At 42.6% G+C, this 20,597-nt stretch carries 16 protein-coding genes; 5 read left to right on the forward strand and 11 right to left on the reverse strand.

Going from position 1 to position 20,597, the window contains the following annotated elements; all coding sequences use genetic code 11:
• Positions 1-496: hypothetical protein (locus G511_RS23930; protein WP_211224917.1), on the reverse strand; the 496-nt coding region annotated here is incomplete at its 3' end.
• The gene (locus tag G511_RS0114235) at positions 497-997 is read right to left on the reverse strand and encodes a hypothetical protein (RefSeq protein ID WP_028470217.1); all 501 of its coding nucleotides are present in this window, start codon (positions 995-997) and stop codon (positions 497-499) included.
• A gap of 303 nt (positions 998-1,300) precedes the next feature.
• On the opposite strand from G511_RS0114235, the gene acnB reads away from it, so the two are divergent.
• On the forward strand, positions 1,301-3,901 hold the full coding sequence (acnB, locus tag G511_RS0114240; protein WP_028470218.1) for a bifunctional aconitate hydratase 2/2-methylisocitrate dehydratase: 2,601 nt from the start codon (positions 1,301-1,303) through the stop codon (positions 3,899-3,901).
• 64 nt (positions 3,902-3,965) lie between these two features.
• Here the strand turns inward: acnB and G511_RS0114245 are convergent, their stop codons facing one another.
• The 5 genes from G511_RS0114245 to G511_RS0114265 all read right to left on the reverse strand — a co-directional run bounded on the left by G511_RS0114245 (position 3,966) and on the right by G511_RS0114265 (position 11,169).
• Complete coding sequence (locus G511_RS0114245) at positions 3,966-7,028, reverse strand: efflux RND transporter permease subunit (protein ID WP_028470219.1); 3,063 nt, start codon at positions 7,026-7,028, stop codon at positions 3,966-3,968.
• Positions 7,025-8,128, reverse strand: a complete 1,104-nt coding sequence (locus tag G511_RS0114250) for an efflux RND transporter periplasmic adaptor subunit (RefSeq protein ID WP_028470220.1) — start codon at positions 8,126-8,128, stop codon at positions 7,025-7,027. The genes G511_RS0114245 and G511_RS0114250 overlap by 4 nt, the downstream gene beginning before the upstream one ends.
• A 66-nt stretch (positions 8,129-8,194) precedes the next feature.
• Positions 8,195-8,941: a MipA/OmpV family protein gene (locus G511_RS23020; RefSeq protein WP_051222085.1), complete on the reverse strand. Its 747-nt coding sequence runs from the start codon at positions 8,939-8,941 to the stop codon at positions 8,195-8,197.
• 103 nt (positions 8,942-9,044) lie between these two features.
• A complete protein-coding gene (locus G511_RS0114260; RefSeq protein ID WP_028470221.1) occupies positions 9,045-10,337 on the reverse strand; it encodes an ATP-binding protein in 1,293 nt (430 codons plus the stop codon).
• A 94-nt stretch (positions 10,338-10,431) separates the two neighbouring features.
• A complete protein-coding gene (locus G511_RS0114265) occupies positions 10,432-11,169 on the reverse strand; it encodes a response regulator (RefSeq protein ID WP_028470222.1) in 738 nt (245 codons plus the stop codon).
• A gap of 167 nt (positions 11,170-11,336) precedes the next feature.
• Between G511_RS0114265 and G511_RS0114270 the strand changes: the two genes are divergently transcribed.
• Complete coding sequence (locus tag G511_RS0114270) at positions 11,337-11,762, forward strand: immunity protein Imm33 domain-containing protein (protein WP_028470223.1); 426 nt, start codon at positions 11,337-11,339, stop codon at positions 11,760-11,762.
• Between the two features lie 86 nt (positions 11,763-11,848).
• On the opposite strand, the gene G511_RS0114275 is transcribed toward G511_RS0114270, so the two are convergent.
• On the reverse strand, positions 11,849-12,322 hold the full coding sequence (locus G511_RS0114275) for a LabA-like NYN domain-containing protein (RefSeq protein WP_028470224.1): 474 nt from the start codon (positions 12,320-12,322) through the stop codon (positions 11,849-11,851).
• A 387-nt stretch (positions 12,323-12,709) separates the two neighbouring features.
• On the opposite strand from G511_RS0114275, the gene G511_RS0114280 reads away from it, so the two are divergent.
• The 3 genes from G511_RS0114280 to G511_RS23025 all read left to right on the forward strand — a co-directional run bounded on the left by G511_RS0114280 (position 12,710) and on the right by G511_RS23025 (position 18,155).
• Positions 12,710-14,260, forward strand: a complete 1,551-nt coding sequence (locus G511_RS0114280) for a hypothetical protein (RefSeq protein ID WP_028470225.1) — start codon at positions 12,710-12,712, stop codon at positions 14,258-14,260.
• A gap of 138 nt (positions 14,261-14,398) precedes the next feature.
• Positions 14,399-15,004: a peptidoglycan-binding protein gene (locus G511_RS0114285; protein WP_028470226.1), complete on the forward strand. Its 606-nt coding sequence runs from the start codon at positions 14,399-14,401 to the stop codon at positions 15,002-15,004.
• Between the two features lie 412 nt (positions 15,005-15,416).
• The gene (locus G511_RS23025) at positions 15,417-18,155 is read left to right on the forward strand and encodes a glycosyltransferase (protein ID WP_036552144.1); all 2,739 of its coding nucleotides are present in this window, start codon (positions 15,417-15,419) and stop codon (positions 18,153-18,155) included.
• On the opposite strand, the gene G511_RS0114300 is transcribed toward G511_RS23025, so the two are convergent.
• The 3 genes from G511_RS0114300 to cobT are packed head-to-tail and all read right to left on the reverse strand — an operon-like array spanning position 18,120 to position 20,585.
• Entirely contained in the window at positions 18,120-18,872 is a 753-nt protein-coding gene (locus tag G511_RS0114300; RefSeq protein ID WP_036552146.1) for an adenosylcobinamide-GDP ribazoletransferase, read from the reverse strand. The genes G511_RS23025 and G511_RS0114300 overlap by 36 nt on opposite strands.
• Positions 18,869-19,459, reverse strand: coding sequence for a histidine phosphatase family protein (locus G511_RS23030; RefSeq protein ID WP_036552147.1), 591 nt, complete (start codon positions 19,457-19,459; stop codon positions 18,869-18,871). The genes G511_RS0114300 and G511_RS23030 overlap by 4 nt, the downstream gene beginning before the upstream one ends.
• Before the next feature lies 1 nt (position 19,460).
• On the reverse strand, positions 19,461-20,585 hold the full coding sequence (gene cobT, locus G511_RS0114310) for a nicotinate-nucleotide--dimethylbenzimidazole phosphoribosyltransferase (protein WP_084629121.1): 1,125 nt from the start codon (positions 20,583-20,585) through the stop codon (positions 19,461-19,463).
• Positions 20,586-20,597 lie beyond the last annotated feature (12 nt).

A 20,597-nucleotide genomic window follows, 5' to 3' on the forward strand; every position in this document is an offset into this window, starting at 1 on the left:
CTGCTGGCTCTGCTGGCTCTGCTGGCTCTGCTGGCTCTGCTGGCTCTGCTGGCTCTGCTGGCTCTGCTGGCTCTGCTGGCTCTGCTGGCTCTGCTATCAATGATGATGTTATTGGTGAAGGTTTTTCAATAACAATTGGTTTTATTTCACTTTTACGAGCATTTATAACGTCATTAAAGAGCTGTGTAATTGAGCTCTCTAAATCTTTCACACTAAAAGGTTTACATAAGGTAACACTGTTATTCCATTGCAGTTCTTTAATAGAGATAACAATTGCTGGCAAACCTATTTTATTTTCAAGGTGGTCTTGTAATAAATCTTTGGGTTGGGGCTGATCAGCGTTATAGATTACCCAATCTGCGCGCAGAATGGAGTCCACAAGTTTGAATTTTTTGCCGCCACGCTGTGATTGAAAAAAATACTCTAAGGTATGCAGCGTGCTACCTTCAAAGCCCGCTAGTAATACATTTAAGTAACTTCCGTTGTTAGCAGCCATTTATGACTTATCCCTCTTTTGGTATGTTGCCGGCAAGCTACACCCATTGATCAAGACAGACCCTGAAACATCCAGTTTAAGTATTCCATTTGCAGTCTTATCTTCTGCAATTGTCTTTAAGGTTCCACAAAGCGAAGCGCCAAGAATAGTCTCAGCTTCTTTAATAAGCCGAAGCAGTAGAGGGTTACCTCGGTAGCGTAAGATAATAAGCAGATCTATTAATGCACCTAATACCTTCTTTTCTGACTTACACAGCATCGCCAAATAAAAGCGCTTCACGTGCGTCATTAATTCCATGGGCTGCGATGCAACTGCACGAGTTGCATACTCTAAATTCAATTTTGCTAAAGAACCTTTATAAATCAAGCTTTTTTGATCCATAGACTCAAAAGCGGCCTGAATATTTTCAGCCAAGTCGCTATCAAGCTCTGCGTTAATATCCCAATCAGATAGTGCCATCCAAATGGGAGAACTAACCTTTTTATTTTCCTGAACTAGCATAATTGAATAATTCTTAATATTAACCGTCAGATTGTTAACCGTATAAGCTACATAACAGCATAGTATAATAATGCATGTTTCAATTGAGAAATGCCTATTTTTCATAAAATTCAAAATAGTAGAGCGGATCATGCAGCAACTTAGGCACAAAGTCTAACGCTCTGAATTGTCTACAAACTTAACTTTAAGGCGTCTATAAGTTAGAATCCTCACGCAGATTAATAACGAGACTAAACTTTACGTAACATCGATCTCCGGTGTGATGAGTAAAGAACGGTGGGAATAATTGATGAGGGCTAAATCGTGCTAGAAGCTTATCGTAAACACGTAGAAGAACGCGCCGCTGAAGGCGTACCAGCAAAACCATTAGACGCTGACCAAACAGCTGCGCTGGTTGAACTACTGAAAAACCCACCTGCAGGTGAAGAAGAATTTTTGTTAAACCTGTTAACAGACCGTGTTCCAGCCGGTGTTGACCAAGCCGCTTATGTAAAAGCAGGTTTTCTTGCTGCTGTTACTAAAGGTGAAGCAAGTTCCCCTCTAGTTGATAAAGTTCAAGCAACTCAATTACTAGGTACTATGTTAGGTGGTTACAACATTCAACCACTAATTGACTGCCTAGATGACGACGCACTAGCACCTACTGCTGCTACTGCACTATCGCGGACATTACTTGTATTTGATGCATTTCATGATGTGCAAGAAAAAGCAGAAGCTGGTAATGCTCACGCTCAACAAGTTCTTGAGTCATGGGCTAATGCTGAGTGGTTTACGTCTAAACCAGAATTGGCAGAGAAGATCACAGTTACTGTTTTCAAAGTAACTGGTGAAACTAATACGGATGACCTGTCGCCTGCTCCCGATGCATTTACACGTCCTGATATCCCAGTACATGCTAATGCAATGCTGAAAATGTCACGTGATGGAATTAACCCAGATGTTGACGGTTCTGTAGGTCCACTTAAGCAAATCGAAGAAATCAAAGCTAAAGGCCACCCTGTTGCATATGTTGGTGATGTAGTAGGTACAGGTTCTTCACGTAAGTCTGCTACTAACTCCGTATTGTGGTTCTTCGGTGATGATATCCCGAACGTTCCTAACAAGCGTGCTGGCGGCTACTGCTTCGGTGGTAAAATTGCTCCTATCTTCTTTAACACAATGGAAGATGCCGGTGCTTTACCTATCGAGATGGATGTAGAAAAAATGAATATGGGTGACGTTATTGACGTTTATCCATATGAAGGTGTTGCTAAAAACGCTGAAACTGGCGAAGAACTTTGCACATTCGGCCTAAAAACTCAGGTTCTTCTTGATGAAGTGCGTGCTGGCGGCCGTATTCCTCTGATCATTGGTCGTGGTCTTACTGATAAAGCGCGCACAGCGTTAGGGCTTGCGCCTACGGACCTATTCCGCAAACCAGATCAGCCTGCAGATAGCGGCAAGAGCTATACTCATGCTCAGAAAATGGTAGGTAAAGCATGCGGCGTAGCCGGTGTTCTTCCTGGCACTTACTGTGAACCAAAAATGACGACTGTAGGCTCTCAGGATACGACTGGCCCTATGACTCGTGATGAGCTTAAAGACTTGGCTTGCCTAGGCTTCTCTGCTGATCTGACAATGCAGTCTTTCTGTCATACAGCAGCGTACCCTAAACCTGTTGATGTTCAGACTCACCATACATTGCCAGACTTCATCATGAACCGTGGTGGTGTTTCACTACGCCCTGGTGACGGTGTAATCCATTCTTGGTTAAACCGTATGCTGCTTCCTGATACTGTCGGTACAGGTGGTGACTCTCATACGCGTTTCCCAATCGGTATCTCTTTTCCAGCGGGTTCTGGTCTAGTTGCCTTTGCTGCCGCTACTGGCGTAATGCCACTAGATATGCCTGAGTCAGTATTGGTTCGTTTTAAAGGTGACAAGCTTCAACCTGGTATCACTCTACGTGACCTAGTTAACGCTATTCCTTTGTACGCAATCAAAGCTGGATTGATGACGGTTGCTAAAGCCGGTAAGAAAAACATCTTCTCTGGCCGTATCCTTGAGATTGAAGGTTTACCAGACCTTAAAGTTGAGCAGGCTTTCGAATTGTCTGACTCGGCTGCTGAGCGTTCTGCTGCTGCCTGCTCTATCAAACTAGATGAGGCGCCAATCCGAGAATATCTAAACTCCAACATCACAATGTTGAAGTGGATGATTTCTGAAGGTTACGGTGATGTACGTACAATCGAACGTCGTATCGCTGGCATGCAAGAATGGCTAGCTAACCCAGACTTGATGACAGCTGATGCTGATGCTGAATACGCTGCAGTGATCGAAATTGATCTGGCTGATGTTAAAGAGCCTATCTTGGCTTGCCCTAACGACCCTGATGATGTGAAAGTATTGTCTGAAGTTGCTGGTACAAAAATTGATGAAGTATTCATCGGTTCTTGTATGACAAACATTGGTCACTTCCGTGCTGCTGGTAAGCTTCTAGATGCTGCTGGTACTTCACTACCAACACGCATGTGGATTGCACCGCCAACGAAAATGGATGCCGCACAGCTAACTGAAGAAGGTTACTACAACATCTTCGGTAAAGCCGGTGCTCGCATGGAAATGCCGGGTTGTTCATTGTGCATGGGTAACCAAGCACGCGTAGCAGACAAATCAACCGTTGTTTCTACGTCAACGCGTAACTTCCCTAACCGTTTGGGTACAGGTGCTGATGTTTACCTGTCTTCTGCTGAATTGGCTGCTGTTGCTGCCCTTATCGGTAGGATCCCTACTGTTGCAGAGTATATGGAATATACAGCTAAGCTAGACCCAATGGCTGAAGATGTATACCGTTACTTGAACTTCGATCAAATCGAAAACTACACAGCTAAAGCGGCAACTGTTATTCCTACAGTTCAAGCTTAATTACAGCTGACAATAAAAAGCCCGTCTTATGACGGGCTTTTTTGTTTTGTTATCACACTAGACGCTAAGCGGTTTTAGATAAATATCGATCTCCCATCACCAACATGCACGGTGTAAGAAACAACGTCAGCAAAGTGGCAAAGCTTAAACCACCAGCAATTGTACTGGCCAGCTGCGTCCACATTTGCGATGAAGGCGCACCAATACCTATCTGCCGGTTGATTAAATCTAAATTCAAACCGTATGCCATCGGAATTAGTCCTGTAATGGTCGTAACCGATGTCAGCAATACAGGCCTCAATCTCTCTGACCCGGTTGCGATAGCCGCTTCTATAGCACAAACCCCTTGCTCCCTTTTTCGGTTGTAAGCATCAATAAGAATAATATTGTTATTAACCACAATACCAGCAAGCGCGATAACGCCTATGCCTCCCATAACAATGCCAAAAGGTTGGTGTGTTATAAACAAACCCAACATAACGCCAGCGGTTGAAAAAATGATTGCACTCAGCACTAATAGGCTTTGATAAACGCTATTAAACTGCGTTACCAAAATTAACAGCATTATAAAAAGAGCAACTAAAAAAGCCTTCAATAGAAACGCCATACTTTCCTGCTGATCTGCATCCTCACCTTTAAAAGTGAGCGCGACGCTTGCAGGAAAATCCAGCTCAGAAATACCTTTTTGCAACTTTTTTAACTGCGCATCCACTAATAATCCATCAAGAATATCTGACTTCAAAGTCGCTACCTGCCTACCATCGACGCGCTGAATAATATTAGTTTTGTGTGATGGAATTATTTCAACAAAATTCTTAACAGGTATCATACCCTTAGCCGTTTTTATTCTAAGGTTCTCTAATTGCTGCAGTGTTCGGTCTACCTGCGGGAACCGAGCACGAACATCAATTTCATCATAAGCATTGTTCGGTCGATATTTTGTCAAATTGATACCCGCTGTTACCATTTGAACAGCATTTCCAATTGAGGCTATATCAGCGCCATAGCGCGCAGCCTCTTGTCGGTTCACTGAGATGAGCCACTCAATGCCTGGTAAAGGTCGGTTATCTTCAACGTTGTTAAAACCCTTTATCTCTATCATCAAGTCGCGGATAAGCTCAACCGCCGCTGATAAATCTTGTTGTAGACCACTGACCTCTATCTCTATTGGCTTTCCGCCTGAAGGGCCTCCTTCCTCTTCAACGATATCCAAGTACAACCCAGGTATACCGGTCGTACGTTGTTGAATATCTCTTAATATTGTTTTTGCAGGGCTTCGCTGATGCCAATCTGTAAAACGAAACTGCACAACACCAATCAAATCCTCTTTTCCATCACTATCTGATTGCGCAAAAGAGCGAGCGTAAACAGGTCTAAGGTCATCCATTCCTATCATGCGATTTTCGACTTGTCTTAGTAGCTTATCTTTTTCGATAACTGATAAGTCCCCGCGGGCATGTACCTGAATCATGGCAGTTTCTGGTTCAGTATCTGGAAAAAACTCAATCCCAACACCATATAAACCATACAAAGCATAAACAGAAAATACACAAGTTAATGTCGCTACTAACGTTTTGCCCGGATGCTTAACTAAGGATTTTAGTAATGACATATACGCCTTTGAGCCTATGCTCAAAGATCTGTCTTGCTCCACCTTTTTAGATGTTCGTGAGCGATTAAACATGTAACCGAGCACCGGTAAGAATATTAGCGCCATACAAAGTGAAGCTAATAAACACACAACAACGGTGATGGGTAAGTACTTCATAAACTCACCTACCGTACCAGGCCAGAATGCTAACGGTATGAACACCGCTAAAGTCGTCAGTGTGGATGCAATAATCGGCCAAGCCATCTGCCGAGCAGCATAACTAAATGCTTCATACCCATTATCACCTGCTTTTAGGCGGGTATCTGCCATCTCTACAACAACAATCGCCGCATCGACTAACATACCAACGACAAGAATCAGACTAAACAATACGACGATATTCATGGTTATGTTAAGACTGAATATCAGTAAAATTCCTATTAAAAATGACCCCGGAATTGCCAAGCCTACTAACAGCGCAGAACGTAAGCCTAAAACTGCAATGATGATTATCATCACAATAACCATAGCGCTGAGTATGTTATTAAGTAAATCCCATAATAACGTGCTGACCTGAGCTGACTGATCAAGGATATAGGTAATATCTACCTGTTTAGGCATCACCTGCTTAGCCGCAGCCACTACTGCTTGGACTTGAGTGACTGTTTCAATGATATTAGCACCGGAGCGCTTAGATATTTCTAACGAAATAGCAGGTTTCCCATCCACTCTGGCAAAACCTTCTGGATCTTTAAACGTACTGCGTAACCTTGCTATATCAGCAAAGGTGACCACTGTTGAACCATTTACTTTAATCGGAAGCTGAAGAATATCATTCAGTTCGTCTATCACCCCCGGTACTTTGAAAATCATCCTACCAGCCCCTGTATCCAAAGCTCCCGCGGTGACCAATAAATTATTCCGACTTACGACATCCATCACTGTTTGGAAATCTATTTGATAACCATCTAACAAAACAGGGTCAATTTCGACCTCTAGGACTTCTTCTCTATCTCCTCCAATTTCTACTGAAAGGACATTGGGCAAGGCGACTATTTCACGCTTTAGCTGTCTTGCTATACCAATGAGTTGACGCTCATCGAAAGCAGCTGAGATACTTAACGTCATTACAGGAAAGAGAGCTGTATTAATTTCATTTACCGAAGGGCTCTCTGTTGTCGTAGGCAGCTCTCTTTTTGCTAGTTCGACTTGTGATCGCACATCTAATAGTGCTTGTTTAGCATCAAAGCCTGCCTCAAATTCTAAAATAACGGAGGCATAACCTGCTAAAGCCTTGGACTTCATCTCCTTAAGTCCTGTTATGTTTCTTAGCTCTTTTTCCATGGGCTGAATCAACAAACGCTCTGCATCTTCAGGTGATATTCCTTCATGGATCATCGAAACATAAATAAATGGAATAGGTATATCTGGGTCAGACTCTTTAGGAATCGCTATGAAAGCTGCCGTACCTGCAATCATAAGAAAAGCTAACAGTAATAAGACCGTGCGATTTCGTCCCATCAAAAAATCAATCATAACGACTGTTCCTGACCCTGTTCTGACACAGCGACTGCCTGCACAAGGTTATTGTCTAAGTATTCGCCCTTCTGATAGTACCCCTGCCCTTGAACCAGCAAATTTACATATTCAGGTAAACCAGACACCCAAACGCCTTTCGTTTCATGGCGAATAATAGAAACCGGATACGCATCAACCCTGTAGCCTTCTCCTAAGGTTTTTACATATAACTCGCCCTGGTAATCAAGATTTAATAATGCAGGAGAGATGAGGTGTACACTATGTTGTGTTAGAGGAAACTCCACATGGCTACTTAAACCTAACCAAGACTTTTGTTCTGGATTAGGCACTTGTATCTCGACAGTAAAACTTCGGGTTTCTGCGTTGGCCAAACTAGCAATATATGAGACATAACCTGTCACCTCTACGTCGGTGATCAAGCGTGCAGTAACTTTCTGCCCCTGCTGAATACTGGCTAAATGATGCTGCGGGATTTGTACGTTAATAAGTACATAGCTATCATCAATCAGCACTGCTGCTTTATCTGCACGATCAACAAAGTCACCCACCTCCAAAGGACGCTGATCTAATATTCCGGCAAAAGGCGCCTGTATTTGCGTATATAGAATATCTTCCTGTATTTGCGCTAATTCCGCTTCGGCTGTTGTGACTAAAGCTGCATGATTCAGGACTGTATTTTTTGCACGCAGGCCTTTGTTTTGCAATTTTTTATTAGCAATAAAATCACTTTTTCTTTGCTGTAGTGCTGTTTTAGCTTGCTTAAGCTTCGCTTCTCGATCATTCATCGATAATGTAATCAATAGCTGATCTACTTTAACGCGCTGGCCTCGCTCTACTGAGGTAGAAACTACCTTGCCTGACGTTTCTGCTCGTAATGTGACCATCCGGTAAGGTTCTACATGTCCCGTTAGTGTGAGCACTTTATGAATAAGCTTGGCGCTTGAAAGGCTTTTTTTCACAACAACTTTTGGGTTCGTGGCTGGAGTGCTAGATACTTCTTTATCGAAAACCTCATGACTCGATTGGACACTACCGGTTAATACCCAAACACAAACCAATATAAACAAACTGACAGCAAGTTGTTTTGATCGCTTCATCTAACACCTCAACCCATAACAAAAGACAGAAAAGGGCCTTATTGGCCCTTAGAATAAAAGTGCTATTTAAAAGGTGTAAGCAACGCCCAAAGTCGTAGCCCACGCATTGTCGCGATCAACAATAGAGGATTTTTTTATCTTGCTTCCTAACCAAGAATAACTGGTTGAGTGAAATAGATTCCATTTGTCAGAGACTGGAACTATGACGTCATAACCTACATAAGGTGTGACTGTTGCCTCACCTTTATATGCAGCACGTGCCGCTGTAGCCTCGTTTGCACGTACACCATAGTAATAATCAACATAGTCTTTACTTAGAAAGCTCAAACCTGCAGATGGAGATAAAACAGCAAAGCTACCTAGCTCTATAGCATGGCTATAACTAACTTCTGCAAAGAAGCCTTTATAAGCACCTGCAACATCATGAAGCAAAGAGGCCGATAACTCTCCTGCATCACCTACTCTATAAACAGCCGAGATACCTAGGTCAACACTCATATCGCGGTCTTTCATGCCGGCGAAGAACCTAGAATCTTTGCTTTTAAAATCCGACCCAACTGAAGTCAACGTGGCATAAAGGCTTAAAGGCGTATCATCATTTCCTAAGAAACGATAATGCGCACCTGAAGATCCAACAGAAAAGCCTTCACCTTCATACTCTACAAAGAAAAAAGGACCACTGTTATCTTTAAAGCCTTTATACGGAGTTTTAAAAGAAGCACCACCGGCACCTACTGTAAAATCTCCAGCATTAACCGTAAGCGTGGCACCTAGTAACATGACAGTGGTAGCAATAAGTGTGGTTTTATTCATTGGTATAGCCTCATGTGTATTTAAAATTCATGAGGCCTATTATTAAGGTCCAACTATCCGGACAATAGTGCAAGTATGTATAGGATTGTATTGATAACGTCTGCTAAAACAGGCTTATAGGAAGATAAAGCGCAAAACGCGCACCACCTAATGGAGACGCAGAAACCTTCACCTCTCCCTGGTGTATTTCCATGATCTCCTTGACAATAGACAACCCTAATCCATGCCCGCCGGTATTATTGGCTCGAGCCGTATCAAGTCGCTCAAAAGGCTCAAAAATACGTCCACACTCATTTTTAGGTACGCCCTGCCCGTCATCATCAACACAGATCACTAGGCGGTCATTCTCAATAAAAGAGTGGAGCTCGATTTGAGCATTAGCGTGTATATCCGCATTTCTAATCAGATTGCTAAGTGCTCGAAGAAGTAAGCGGCTATCAAACTGTATATCAACAGGCTTGCCAGGAAAAATCTGAAGGCTTTTCATACAACTGCGCTGTAATATTGGTTGTTGGTTTAGTAACCATCGAGGGAAAGACTGAGTACTAAAATCTCCTAGAATTCCAGACCTTTGCATCTTGGCATAGGTGAGCAACTCTTCAACTAGCTGGTCTAACTCTGTTAGATCCTCTTCCATTCCATGCAAAAAAGGCTGATGTTCAGGCGTTTTTATATCCTCTTCTAGCATGGTTAACTGACAGCGTAAGCGAAAGATGGGGGTTCTTAATTCATGCGCTACAGCATTTGTTAAACGTTTATGGCTGGCAATAAGCAGCTCTATGCGCTCAGCCATTTGATTGAATGAGCCATTTAACCTCCCTACTCTATGTTTAGGTGACATCGGTGCCCTAACAGAAAAATTTCCTTCTGCAATAGCCATAGCTGACATTTCTAGCATTTTAAGCTTGCGTTGTAAGAGGTAAATCCAAACGGCAAGCGTGAAAGCAGTAACAAGGAAAAAACCTAAGGTATATACTCGTTCTAGTGTCTTAACTGCCTTAGAAAAATCAGAAGAGGTATCATTAGTACTGCGGTAAATTTTGTCGTTAACACTAAGACGCATATAAATAACATCGTCATCATCAATACCGGGTTCAAGGCTTTTATTAAGTATGCTTGAGCTCGGCATGTTTTTAATTTCGGGGCGTTCAAGTATGCTAGCATCCGTAACTACAGTCAGTAATTGATTTTCCAACTTTGCGGTTCGATGCATTGATGCTTCCATTTGCTGTTCGCCTGATAGCTCATATACCTCTTCGAAAAGCTGAATGTAGCTACGCAGAGCTTCCTCTTCAAAGTCATAAAATAACTGTGTAGTAAAGACTTCAATTAGCACCAAAAACCCAATCAGCGCTGCAATAATACCCATATAGAGGGTGATGAAGAGGCGAGCCATAAGCAGTAAATCCCATTTGTACTGGTAGTGTTAACTTATTCTTACATAGACAAGGTAATGGCATCACCCACAGGAGTGTATGGAAATGTATGGATCAGCTCCATTGATCTGAAACTAGCATGTAGCCCTTGCCTCTGACCGTAATAATTCGTGAAGGCAGCGTTGAGTCATCGTTCAATTTCTTGCGAAGAATGGCAATCTTATTATCGATGGTTCGATCTACTCCATCGTAGTCAATACCACGGGTCGACTTTACCAACGTATCGCGGGACAACGTTTCATCGGCATGTGAAGCCAGCAGCCATAAAAGATCAAACTCACCGGGTGTTAGGTTTACAAACTCACCCACCAGATAGCAGCGTTGAGTCAGTTGATTGAGTGACAACTGCCCTAAATGCAACTGATGCTCTGCGGTTATCAATGGCGTAGCTTGTCTGCTCGGAGGTACTGCTGGGTTATTAATGGTTCCTGGTTGGCGACGCAACAGCATACGGATACGTGCTAACAGCACCCTAGGTTGTAAAGGCTTACAGACGAAATCATCAGCTCCCATCTCCAACGCTGCTACCTGGTCCATATCATCATCGCTCGCAGTAAGAATCAGTATTTTTCCGTTAAAAATACCTCTAACCTCACGGCATACACTCAAGCCATCCATTCCCGGTAACATAAGATCAAGGATAAGCAAATCAGGCTGTACTTGTTCCAAAAGTGCTATAGCTTCATCACCTCTATGCCCAAATGCCACCTCAAAGCCATTGCGGCTAAGGTATAAGCTAAGAAGCTGAGTCAGCTTTTCATCATCTTCGATTAGTAGAATTTTATCTAACATCTATATTGATACCTGATGACTTTTTCAAACGATACAAGATAATAGCGATATTTTTTTAACATCGCATCCAGCTTTATTAGATATAGAGAACAGTGCGAGTGTTTTAGTCCTCAAGTTCTTCGATTTACTATACAATATCGTTCGTTTAAATTTCGTTGGATTTTGCTATGAAGACACCCACAGTAGACACCCCTATTTCTGAAGACGCTGAAACTAACCAGACAAAAAATGGATTTTTAGCGCTGGTATCTAAGTTGACGTTTGATGAAAACTTACCTATTCGCTTCATGTATAAAACAGTACCAGAGCATCTTAACGATACCGGATGGCGCCTATATACGGGATATGAAACACAAGAGTACGCCGCTAACGAATTGGCTAACATGCTACCGGTTCCTTTGCAGAAACTGTCGTCTATGGACCCTTCGTTAACTGATTTACTTACTTATAATGCTGGAACTGTTTGGGAACGCCCGCCAGAAAGCGAAGGTTGGCAGCGTGTGTACGACTTTAAAATTCCATCTGCTAACGTGGACGTTGATATTACAAACGATCCTGATCGTTTTAATATCTCTGATGAATCAGATAAATAAGGTAATGCTAGTGCTGAATGAATAGTGTTCAGTAAGAATAGAAAATTAGCCAGCGTTGAAGACCTGGCTAATTTTTCAAAGAGCAATCACAGTAAAAGATCATCTCTAATCGGATGAAAAACAGATGCGGCCTCAACTAAAGAGTTAGCCGTTAGCGATGGAACACCATAGACCTCTGCTGTGACGTTATAATCTTTTCGTACTTTATCTAACAGCAGGTCAAAGTCTCCGTCACCAGAAAGCAAAACAACTGTATCAACCTCTTTAGCAACATCCATTACATCAATAGCAATGCCAACATCCCAATCGCCCTTAGCTGAACCATCGCTTCGCTGAATAAAGGGCTTCAGTTTTACCGTAAAACCCATATGTTTAAGTGCGCTCTGAAATTTATGCTGCTTATCATCAGCACGATGAATCGCATAAGCCGTAGCCGACACTATTTCACCTTGCTCACTGATACGCTGCCACAACTTACGGTAATTAAACTGACGATCATACGCTTGCCGTGTTGTGTAATAGATATTTTGAACATCGACAAAAATTGCAATTTTTTTCAAATCAATAGCCTACCTAGTTGATACATCCCATTTCACTAACAATACAGACAGTTTTGACAATGAGCCGAGCTTAGCCGCCGCTAACAATATTAGCAACGACATGAGCGTCCCTTTACGGTAGACGAACATAACAACTGTATCGTTTTATATTTTTACTGAGTGTCATTTTTTTTTACATTAATTTTAAATTCATATTCGGTTTTTAAAAAAAAAATAACCAAAAATTATTATTAGCAACCTAACTACTTGTTATTTAAGAAATTAAACAAATGTATGAAAAAACATGGCATATAAAATGCTTTTGTAACGTTATTAAGACTGAATAACTTAAGACACTGATCTTCTTAAGTTTTTAATAGAAAAAGCTAAACACAGGGAGAAACATGTATGTTTCAAATTATAAACGTCAAGCGTAGCGTACTTGCGATTGCAATAAGCGCTGGTATGGCCTCTTCAGGATCTGCATATGCAGGTGCTGTTATTTTTGATCAAGGGAACAACGCCGCTACAGCTAATGTAGCACTGGGTGTTAATAATTTCGGGCACCTTAATTTCACACCAAGCTCAGATGAATTTGGTTGGGATGATGGTTTTGAAACAGCCAATGCAGGTCCTACAGGTCTTGCTTATAAATTCCCTGGTGGGGCTTTCAATGATGGAACCTCCCCGGGCTGTGAATGCGAGGGTTGGGGAGTTGCAGTAGGAACTGGTGCTGGTCGCATTTCAGCTTATGCCAGTGTAGATAACGGTGGTTCTGGCGGGATAGCTAGCGGTACCTTTGGCGCTACACCTAATAGCGCAACATCTGTAGTTCAAATGGCAGGCGCAGATGTTTCAATCACACATGCTTACGGTGTTTCGCTTGCTCCAGGGGTTTTTCAGGGCAACGTGACCATTACAAATAATGAAGCATTTACACTTACCGATTTAGTGTATCGACGTGCTATGGATTGGGATATCCCACCTACAGAGTTTAATGAATATGTAACTATTCAGGGCGTTGAAGCTAATTCAGAAGCCAACGGTGGTAACGTACGCTTTTCTGGTGACGATGGGTTCTTTGATGTAGATCCACTAAATGTACCCGGCACATTTGGCGGAGGAACAATCACCGCCCCAGCAAATACTGACTTTGTTGATAATGGCGCAGCAGATCATGGTGCTCTATTTGACTTTGCATTTGGTGACCTTGCTGCAGGTGAAAGCTTTAGCTTTAATATTTTTTATGGCGCCCACGGTAGCGAAGCTGAAGCTCTAGCAGCTGTCGATATTTTAGGTTCGCAAGTTTACTCTCTTGGTCAGTCTAACCCAGATGGAGACAGTGAATTAGGCGATGGCGGATTCGGTGACGGTGATGAGAGTGAATTCGTAGGAGGCTCTAGCGGAGCAGGTAACCCAGACGGTACTCCTGCAACATTCCTATTCGCCTTTGGTGGTGTGGGTGGCGTAGAAATTGGAACAAATCAAGACAATCCAATTTTACCATTCGTTCCAGCTCCAGGCGCGTTTACCTTTACTGCCCCCACTCCTCGTCGCTGGTTTGATCCACCGTTTGTTGATGGTTTTGTTTACGAGCTAGTGGGTGGTGGTGAGTTTACAGAGGTTGGCGCTCCTATCGGATTTGTTGACATGTGTATTGTTGTTAATGGAATTGAAGTAGAGTGCGACTTTGACGGTGGCGAGCTTTATAGCTTTGGACCTGGTGTAACCAGCTTCTCCATTACGGGAATATCTCCACTTGATGCTGCAGACCCTGCTTTCTCAACGGCCTTCCCTACTTTCCTAGATTGGGATGGAACAGCTGCCACTCTATTAATGACATCAATTGAGGTGACTTCAACTCCTCCTTCTGGTGTGCCATTACCAGGCACTTTGTGGCTACTTGGGCTTGGTTTAGGTGGATTACTGACTGCTCGTCGAGTTAAAAAAAGCGTGTAATGCCTTTTTGTACCATATAAAAAAGCGGGGCTAACATGCCCCGCTTTTTTTATGAAAAAAAACTAAAATATACGCTAATAATTACTATAATTAGTTTCACTGATTTAAACAGTAAAATCATTATTAATGGAGTAACTAATGACTACATTCCGTATTGCTGCATTGGCATCTATTTATTTAGCTTTAACATCAACAAATATCACAGCAGCGGCCCTAGACAACAATCAGTTTTCAATCAAAGGTGTTGGTAACTTCGTCTGTAGTCGATTTGTAAATGATATGAAAGAAACGGGATCAACTAGCGCGTTTATGTACGGCGGCTGGGCTTACGGGTATTTAACAGGTGAAAACCGCTATTCCAAAGAGACATTTGATCTTGCACCATGGGAAAACTTAGAAACGTTAACAAACTATTTACACACTTATTGTACTAAAAACCCATCACATACTTATGGTGTAGCTGTCTTAACCATGGTTGATGCGCTCAGAGCTGATAGGCTTACAAAACCCTCTCCGCCGATCGACTTAGAAACGGAACACGGTAAAGTACGAGTTTATCTTGCTACAGTAATTCGAGCGCAGAAAAAGCTCTATGATGAGGATTACTTCAAAGGGAAACCTGATGGAGCATATGGCCCACAAACTCGTGCTGCCATTGAGAAGTATCAATCAAGTAAAAATCTAAAGGTTAATGGACTGCTAGATCAAGCGACACTATATTCATTATTTCGTACTAAAAACTGATCACAACAAAGTAGTACTTACAGTTAGCCAGAATCAATGGATCTGGCCAACTGTAATCAATGTGTATTCTCACACGCTAACTACTTTTCATCCTTCTTTTCTTCGCTAGCCTTTTTACGCTTTTCAGCATCAGCTTGCTCTTGCTGCTTAATTTCTTCTGCACTCTGACCACCGCAAGAACCACAACATGTACTCATCACTATTACCTAATTATTTATGTAAGATAACCCACATAATAACCAACTGAAGAACTCGGTTAATTGACATAAATCAGCTTCTGTCACATTTCTTAAAACAACGTCTTTTATACTTCCTACTTCACTATCTCAGAGGCTAGGACTATCTAGATCTAACAACGAGCTATTGACGCCGAATTGAACAATACAATGAATATCTACACGAGAACGTCACTATGATTATTGAATCAGATTTTCACTCTCGCTTGCACACAGATTATGACGCCTTTTTAAATAAGCAAAAACAGCGTTTTCCTAGTAACGAAACACTCAAAGTCGATATTCACTGCCATGATAAAAATAGTGATGTACCTGATGAGCTATGGGGGCGGTTATTACGCTTACCTGAAACTTGGCTTAAAACAAAAGATCTGATTAAAACTCTTGAACGAAACGGCACAGATCTTATTACAGTAACTAACCATAATAATGCACGCTCTTGCTGGCAGCTCCTTGATATGGGGTATGATGTATTAGTAGGTGCAGAGTTTACGTGTCACTTTCCTGATTCGCAGCTCAGTATCCATGTACTGACATATGGGTTTACGCCAAGCCAAGAACGAGAGCTTAATAGTTTACGTCATAATATTTTAGACTTTACCCGATACACTTTAGAAAACGATATTCCTACCGTATTACCTCACCCATTGTTTTTCTATACGCATAAACAGCGCCCTGATATCTCAATACTTGAAAAATTCGCAGTTATGTTCCAACGCTTTGAAGTACTTAATGGGCAACGGGGCTATTGGCAAAACCAGCTGACACGTCATTGGGTTGAGAGCCTTACTCCCGACAAAATCAATGCTTATGCGCATACACACAATTTAAACCCGTATGATTTTTGTTCTGACCCTTACAACAAGTCATTAACTGGCGGTTCTGATGATCACAATGGGATTTTTGCAGGGCGCACTGGAACCTTGGCGCACATTCCTGACTTAGCCAATAGACTAAAAAGCACAAGGCGCTCTGAGTTAGTACTCGAAGCAATACGTGATGGAAGAACAGCACCATATGGCGAAGTGGGCAAAGAAGAAAAGTTAACTGTAACTTTCCTCGACTATTTTTCACAAGTCGCCATTCACATGGAAGACCCTGGATTGTTGCGCCTATTACTTCATAAAGGGTCATTACAAGACAAGGTGCTATGCCTTGGCGTGAGTAACGCCATGCAAGAACTCAAACGACACAAATACACTCTCACCTTTCTTAAAACATTCCATGAAGCGCTTTCTGGAACTAAGCCCTCTCTATTAACCAGTATTGGTGTTACCAAAGAGTTTCGCCCGACCTTAAAAGTTGTTAAAGAAATCGCTCGTACCCAACGCAAAGACCCAGATAACTTCCTGAACACTATTCGCACAGGTATTCCTGAAATTTATAACGTAGTCACGAGTATCTTTTTCTCGCGCTTAAACCAGCACTTAACATTAGCTAAAAAAGACAATCGACCGGGGTTCGGTGATTTTGAGTTAAATACGGATGAGCTTATTCGTAAGTTTGAAATACCCACCCAGTTACGGGCACTGTTTGCAGGAGATAAAGCACAAGAGCTAACAGCTGGTAGCGACCACATGACATCCTTAAATCTTGCAAAAATACTGGATCAACTAACCTTTCCGGCACTTGCATCACTGGTAATTGCAGGAGCGTCCTTTGTGGCAAGTCAGGTCATTTACAGTAATAGGCCCTTTCTAAATGAACTGGCTGATCACTTAGATAAAGGACAGCACCCACAAAAAATACTGTGGTTAACGGACACTTTTAGTGACAACAATGGCGTATCTTCTGCCTTACAAAGTACATTATCAGAAATCCAGAAACACAATTATCCAATAGACATTCTGACATGCCATCCCACTCTTACATCTGAAGAACACCTTATTGTTGTTGAACCGGTACAACAATTCCAAATCTCAAGCTTAGGTGAGCAAGAGTTTAATGTCCCCGATATAATCAAGGTTCAGCGTATTTTTGAGCAAGGAAGTTATGACAGAATTATTTGTTCAACAGAGATGCTAATGGGCGCAATCGCCCTCTATCTTAAAAAAGCATTCTCGGTACCCGCATTCTTTTTTATGCATACCGACTGGATGGAGTTCGTCCAACAAACCATGAATTTAAATGGCCATGAAACAGATAGAATACGCCGTTTACTCCGCGCTTTTTACCTGCAGTTTGAAGGCATCTATACACTAAACAATGATCACCGAGACTGGTTAACCAGCTCTGAAATGGGGATAGATACAGAAAAAGTTTTCCTTACTCAACATTGGGTTGCAGATATTTACCGCAACCAAGAAACGCCATACGACAAAGGGATTCATAATGAAAACCTCTGTAGTAAAAACTCCTTGCATAATAACCAATTGAACCCGATTTTTTTGTACGTAGGGCGCCTCAGTGATGAGAAAGGTGTATTTGACTTACCCAGCATATTTTCGGCTGTAAAGTCGAAGATTCCACATGCAGAATTATGGATTGCAGGTACAGGACCCGCAGCAAAGCAGTTACAGATAGTCCTACCTGAAGCAAGTTTTTTAGACTGGGTTGATAAGACTGATTTGCCTGCATTGTATCAGCGTGCAGATTTGCTGCTACTACCATCACGTTTTGATACTTTTGGTTGTGTTGTATTAGAAGCCCTGAGTTGTGGCTTACCTGTTGCTGCTTACCACTGCAAAGGCCCAAAAGATATTATCGAAGATAAGGTAAGTGGCTACCTTGTAGAGAATTCACATGAAATGGCTGCAACGATGATTGAACATTGCCGTCACCCAGATAAGCAGATAAAAATGCAAGATGCAGCACTGCTGCGCAGCCAACAATTCAAGCCAGAAATAATTATGGCTGAATTACTCAAAAATGCTCAAATATCAGATTTCCAAGATGATGCTTGCCACTGCCAATAAGGTTACTTCCAGCAACTCAATGAGGGCACCAGCGGTATCACCCGTGGTGCCTTTTAAGCGCGTTAGCATCATTCTTCGTACGACCCAAAACACAACGACGATTACCAACAACGACGCAAAACTAAACCATGCTAACAGTACCGTTCCTAAGAACCCCAATACATAAATACCTTGCCGCGGCATTACTGCTACCATGGAAGAGGCTATTCCCTGCGCTCGTACATAAGGCGTGCAGGCAAGTAAGATTATAGCCCCCAGTCGGGCAAACACCGGAGCAAGTAATATGGGAAGCAGCGTGGCTGTTCCGAGTAATGTTATGAGTGCTGACCACTTCAGTAGAAGTAATAGTATTAAGGACAGAACGCCTATCGCCCCAGAACAAGGGTCTTTCATAATGCGTAACGTACACTCAGGGTCACCTAAACCACCCATCCAACCGTCTGCACTGTCAGCTAATCCATCCAGGTGTAAGCCTCCCGTAAGCACCACCCAGCTGATCAACACAAGTGATGCTTGCAAATGAAGTGATTGCTCGTTAAGTAACCAACTTAGCACATACAAAATGCCACCAATTACAGCACCCACGAGTGGATAGTAGAGTAGTGAAAGCGCCTGTACGCGAGAGTCAGGATAGGAACGTAATCTAATAGGAAGCTGCGTCAAAAACTGTATTGCTACGCACAGAGCCTGCCACTGCTCAGAGAAAAAAATCTTCATACACGCTGCCACGCAAGTCGATGTAATTCGCCGTGTTTAGCCTCAACACCAAACATTCTAGATGCAGGTCGTCCCTCATTCAAACACGTCAATGCTTTGATCACACCACCATGTGTAATTAAAAGTACCTTGCTATGTTCACTGGCTATTTTGGTATTTACAAAAACTTGTAAGCGTTTAAAAAATTCAGTTATTAGCTCCCCTTGAGGAGGAGGAAACTGCTCTGGATCACGCCAAAAGTCAGCTAACTCATCAGGCCAATGCGACATGATATCTACTGCCGTCATACCATCCCACAGACCAAAATCGTATTCTTGAATGAATGGATCGGTGGTTAGTAATTCAGTACCTGACTCTTGTGATCCAACCCAACGCTCAGCAAACGCCTGGCAACGAACTAATGGAGAAGTAATGATGGCATCATAATCATCCACATTGATATTCTGCATAGTAGCGTGCATTTGCTGCCACCCATGATCCGTTAGCTCTGCATCGGTGCGTCCAAGATAGCATTGGCCTTGTACTGTCTCTCCGTGTCGTAATGCATCAATAATCAACGGTTGCTTGCTATTACAGTGCTGCTTCATCTTACAGCGCTACTTCGACAGATGTTACTGTCGAAGAAGACACCGCCGCTTCTTCAAATGTAGACATTTCATGATGCAAAGAACAAGCAAGCCTTATAAGTGGAACAGCAATAGCAGCACCGCTACCTTCCCCTAAGCGCAACTCAAGATTCAATAACGGCACCTGAGCTGCAAAACCTTCTAGCAATAAGGCATAGGCGGGTTCAGCTGAATTATGAGATAAGATGAGCCAATCAGACACCTCAGGATTAATACGAGACGCCATCAAGGCTGCCACTGTACAGATGAAACCATCAACAACAGCAGGCACGCCTTCTTGCGCACAAGTAAGATAAGCTCCTGTAAGCGCAGCAATTTCAAAACCACCTAATAACTGCAGTGCAATTAGTGGATCTGTCCAACTATTAGCCAGAGCTTTTTCATGTGTTTGCAGTGCTTTTGCGATAATCACTGCCTTATGAGAGACACCTTTAGCATCTAATCCAGTACCAGGTCCTGCTAGTTTGTCAGGGGCTGTATTAAGCAGCACAGCAGCAATGGCAGTCGCCGATGTTGTATTGGCAATGCCCATCTCTCCCGCAATAAATAGATCAAGTTTATGACCTTGTTTTAGCTGCTTCTCTGACGACGTTAACACGGCTTGTCGTCCAGTATTTATAGCTTGTGCAAGCTGCTCTTCAGTCATAGCGGAATGATGTAGAAAGCTAGCAGTCTGAGGAGCAATCGTGCAATTGACAACATTAGCCAAACCCTCAGTGGGTGACACAGTGCCCAGATTGTACACGGTCATAGGCGCATTTAAAAAACGTGCCGCTACACAGATAGCGGCACCGCCATGAGAAAAGTTTTTAACCATTTCGGCAGTAACTGACTGAGGAAATACCGACACCCCCTCTTCTGCAATACCGTGATCTGCTGCAAAGATGGCAATAGAAACATGGTCAGCCGTCGGAAATAACACGCCTTGCATTGCCGCTAAACGAATAGCAATGCTTTCCAATTTACCTAAAGATCCAGCAGGCTTAGTGAGCTGTTTTTGATGCTCCATAGCTGCATACATCGTCATACTATCTAATGGTTTTATAGGCGAGTGTAGCCATGCAACGGATGAAGAATCACTATTCATATACGGTCTGCC

The organism is Neptunomonas japonica DSM 18939, from assembly GCF_000422765.1.
Classification (GTDB): Bacteria; Pseudomonadota; Gammaproteobacteria; order Pseudomonadales; family Balneatricaceae; genus Neptunomonas; species Neptunomonas japonica.

Excerpts from the sequence above, each read along its gene's own strand:
- G511_RS23020 (WP_051222085.1), bottom strand. The coding sequence starts at position 8,941 with ATGAATAAAACCACACTTATTGCTACCACTGTCATGTTACTAGGTGCC.
- G511_RS23025 (WP_036552144.1), top strand. The coding sequence starts at position 15,417 with ATGATTATTGAATCAGATTTTCACTCTCGCTTGCACACAGATTATGAC.
- G511_RS0114265 (WP_028470222.1), bottom strand. The coding sequence starts at position 11,169 with ATGTTAGATAAAATTCTACTAATCGAAGATGATGAAAAGCTGACTCAG.
- G511_RS0114280 (WP_028470225.1), top strand. The coding sequence starts at position 12,710 with ATGTTTCAAATTATAAACGTCAAGCGTAGCGTACTTGCGATTGCAATA.
- G511_RS0114235 (WP_028470217.1), bottom strand. The coding sequence starts at position 997 with ATGCTAGTTCAGGAAAATAAAAAGGTTAGTTCTCCCATTTGGATGGCA.
- G511_RS0114270 (WP_028470223.1), top strand. The coding sequence starts at position 11,337 with ATGAAGACACCCACAGTAGACACCCCTATTTCTGAAGACGCTGAAACT.
- G511_RS0114250 (WP_028470220.1), bottom strand. The coding sequence starts at position 8,128 with ATGAAGCGATCAAAACAACTTGCTGTCAGTTTGTTTATATTGGTTTGT.
- G511_RS0114285 (WP_028470226.1), top strand. The coding sequence starts at position 14,399 with ATGACTACATTCCGTATTGCTGCATTGGCATCTATTTATTTAGCTTTA.
- G511_RS0114245 (WP_028470219.1), bottom strand. The coding sequence starts at position 7,028 with ATGATTGATTTTTTGATGGGACGAAATCGCACGGTCTTATTACTGTTA.
- G511_RS0114300 (WP_036552146.1), bottom strand. The coding sequence starts at position 18,872 with ATGAAGATTTTTTTCTCTGAGCAGTGGCAGGCTCTGTGCGTAGCAATA.
- G511_RS0114260 (WP_028470221.1), bottom strand. The coding sequence starts at position 10,337 with ATGGCTCGCCTCTTCATCACCCTCTATATGGGTATTATTGCAGCGCTG.
- G511_RS23030 (WP_036552147.1), bottom strand. The coding sequence starts at position 19,459 with ATGAAGCAGCACTGTAATAGCAAGCAACCGTTGATTATTGATGCATTA.
- cobT (WP_084629121.1), bottom strand. The coding sequence starts at position 20,585 with ATGAATAGTGATTCTTCATCCGTTGCATGGCTACACTCGCCTATAAAA.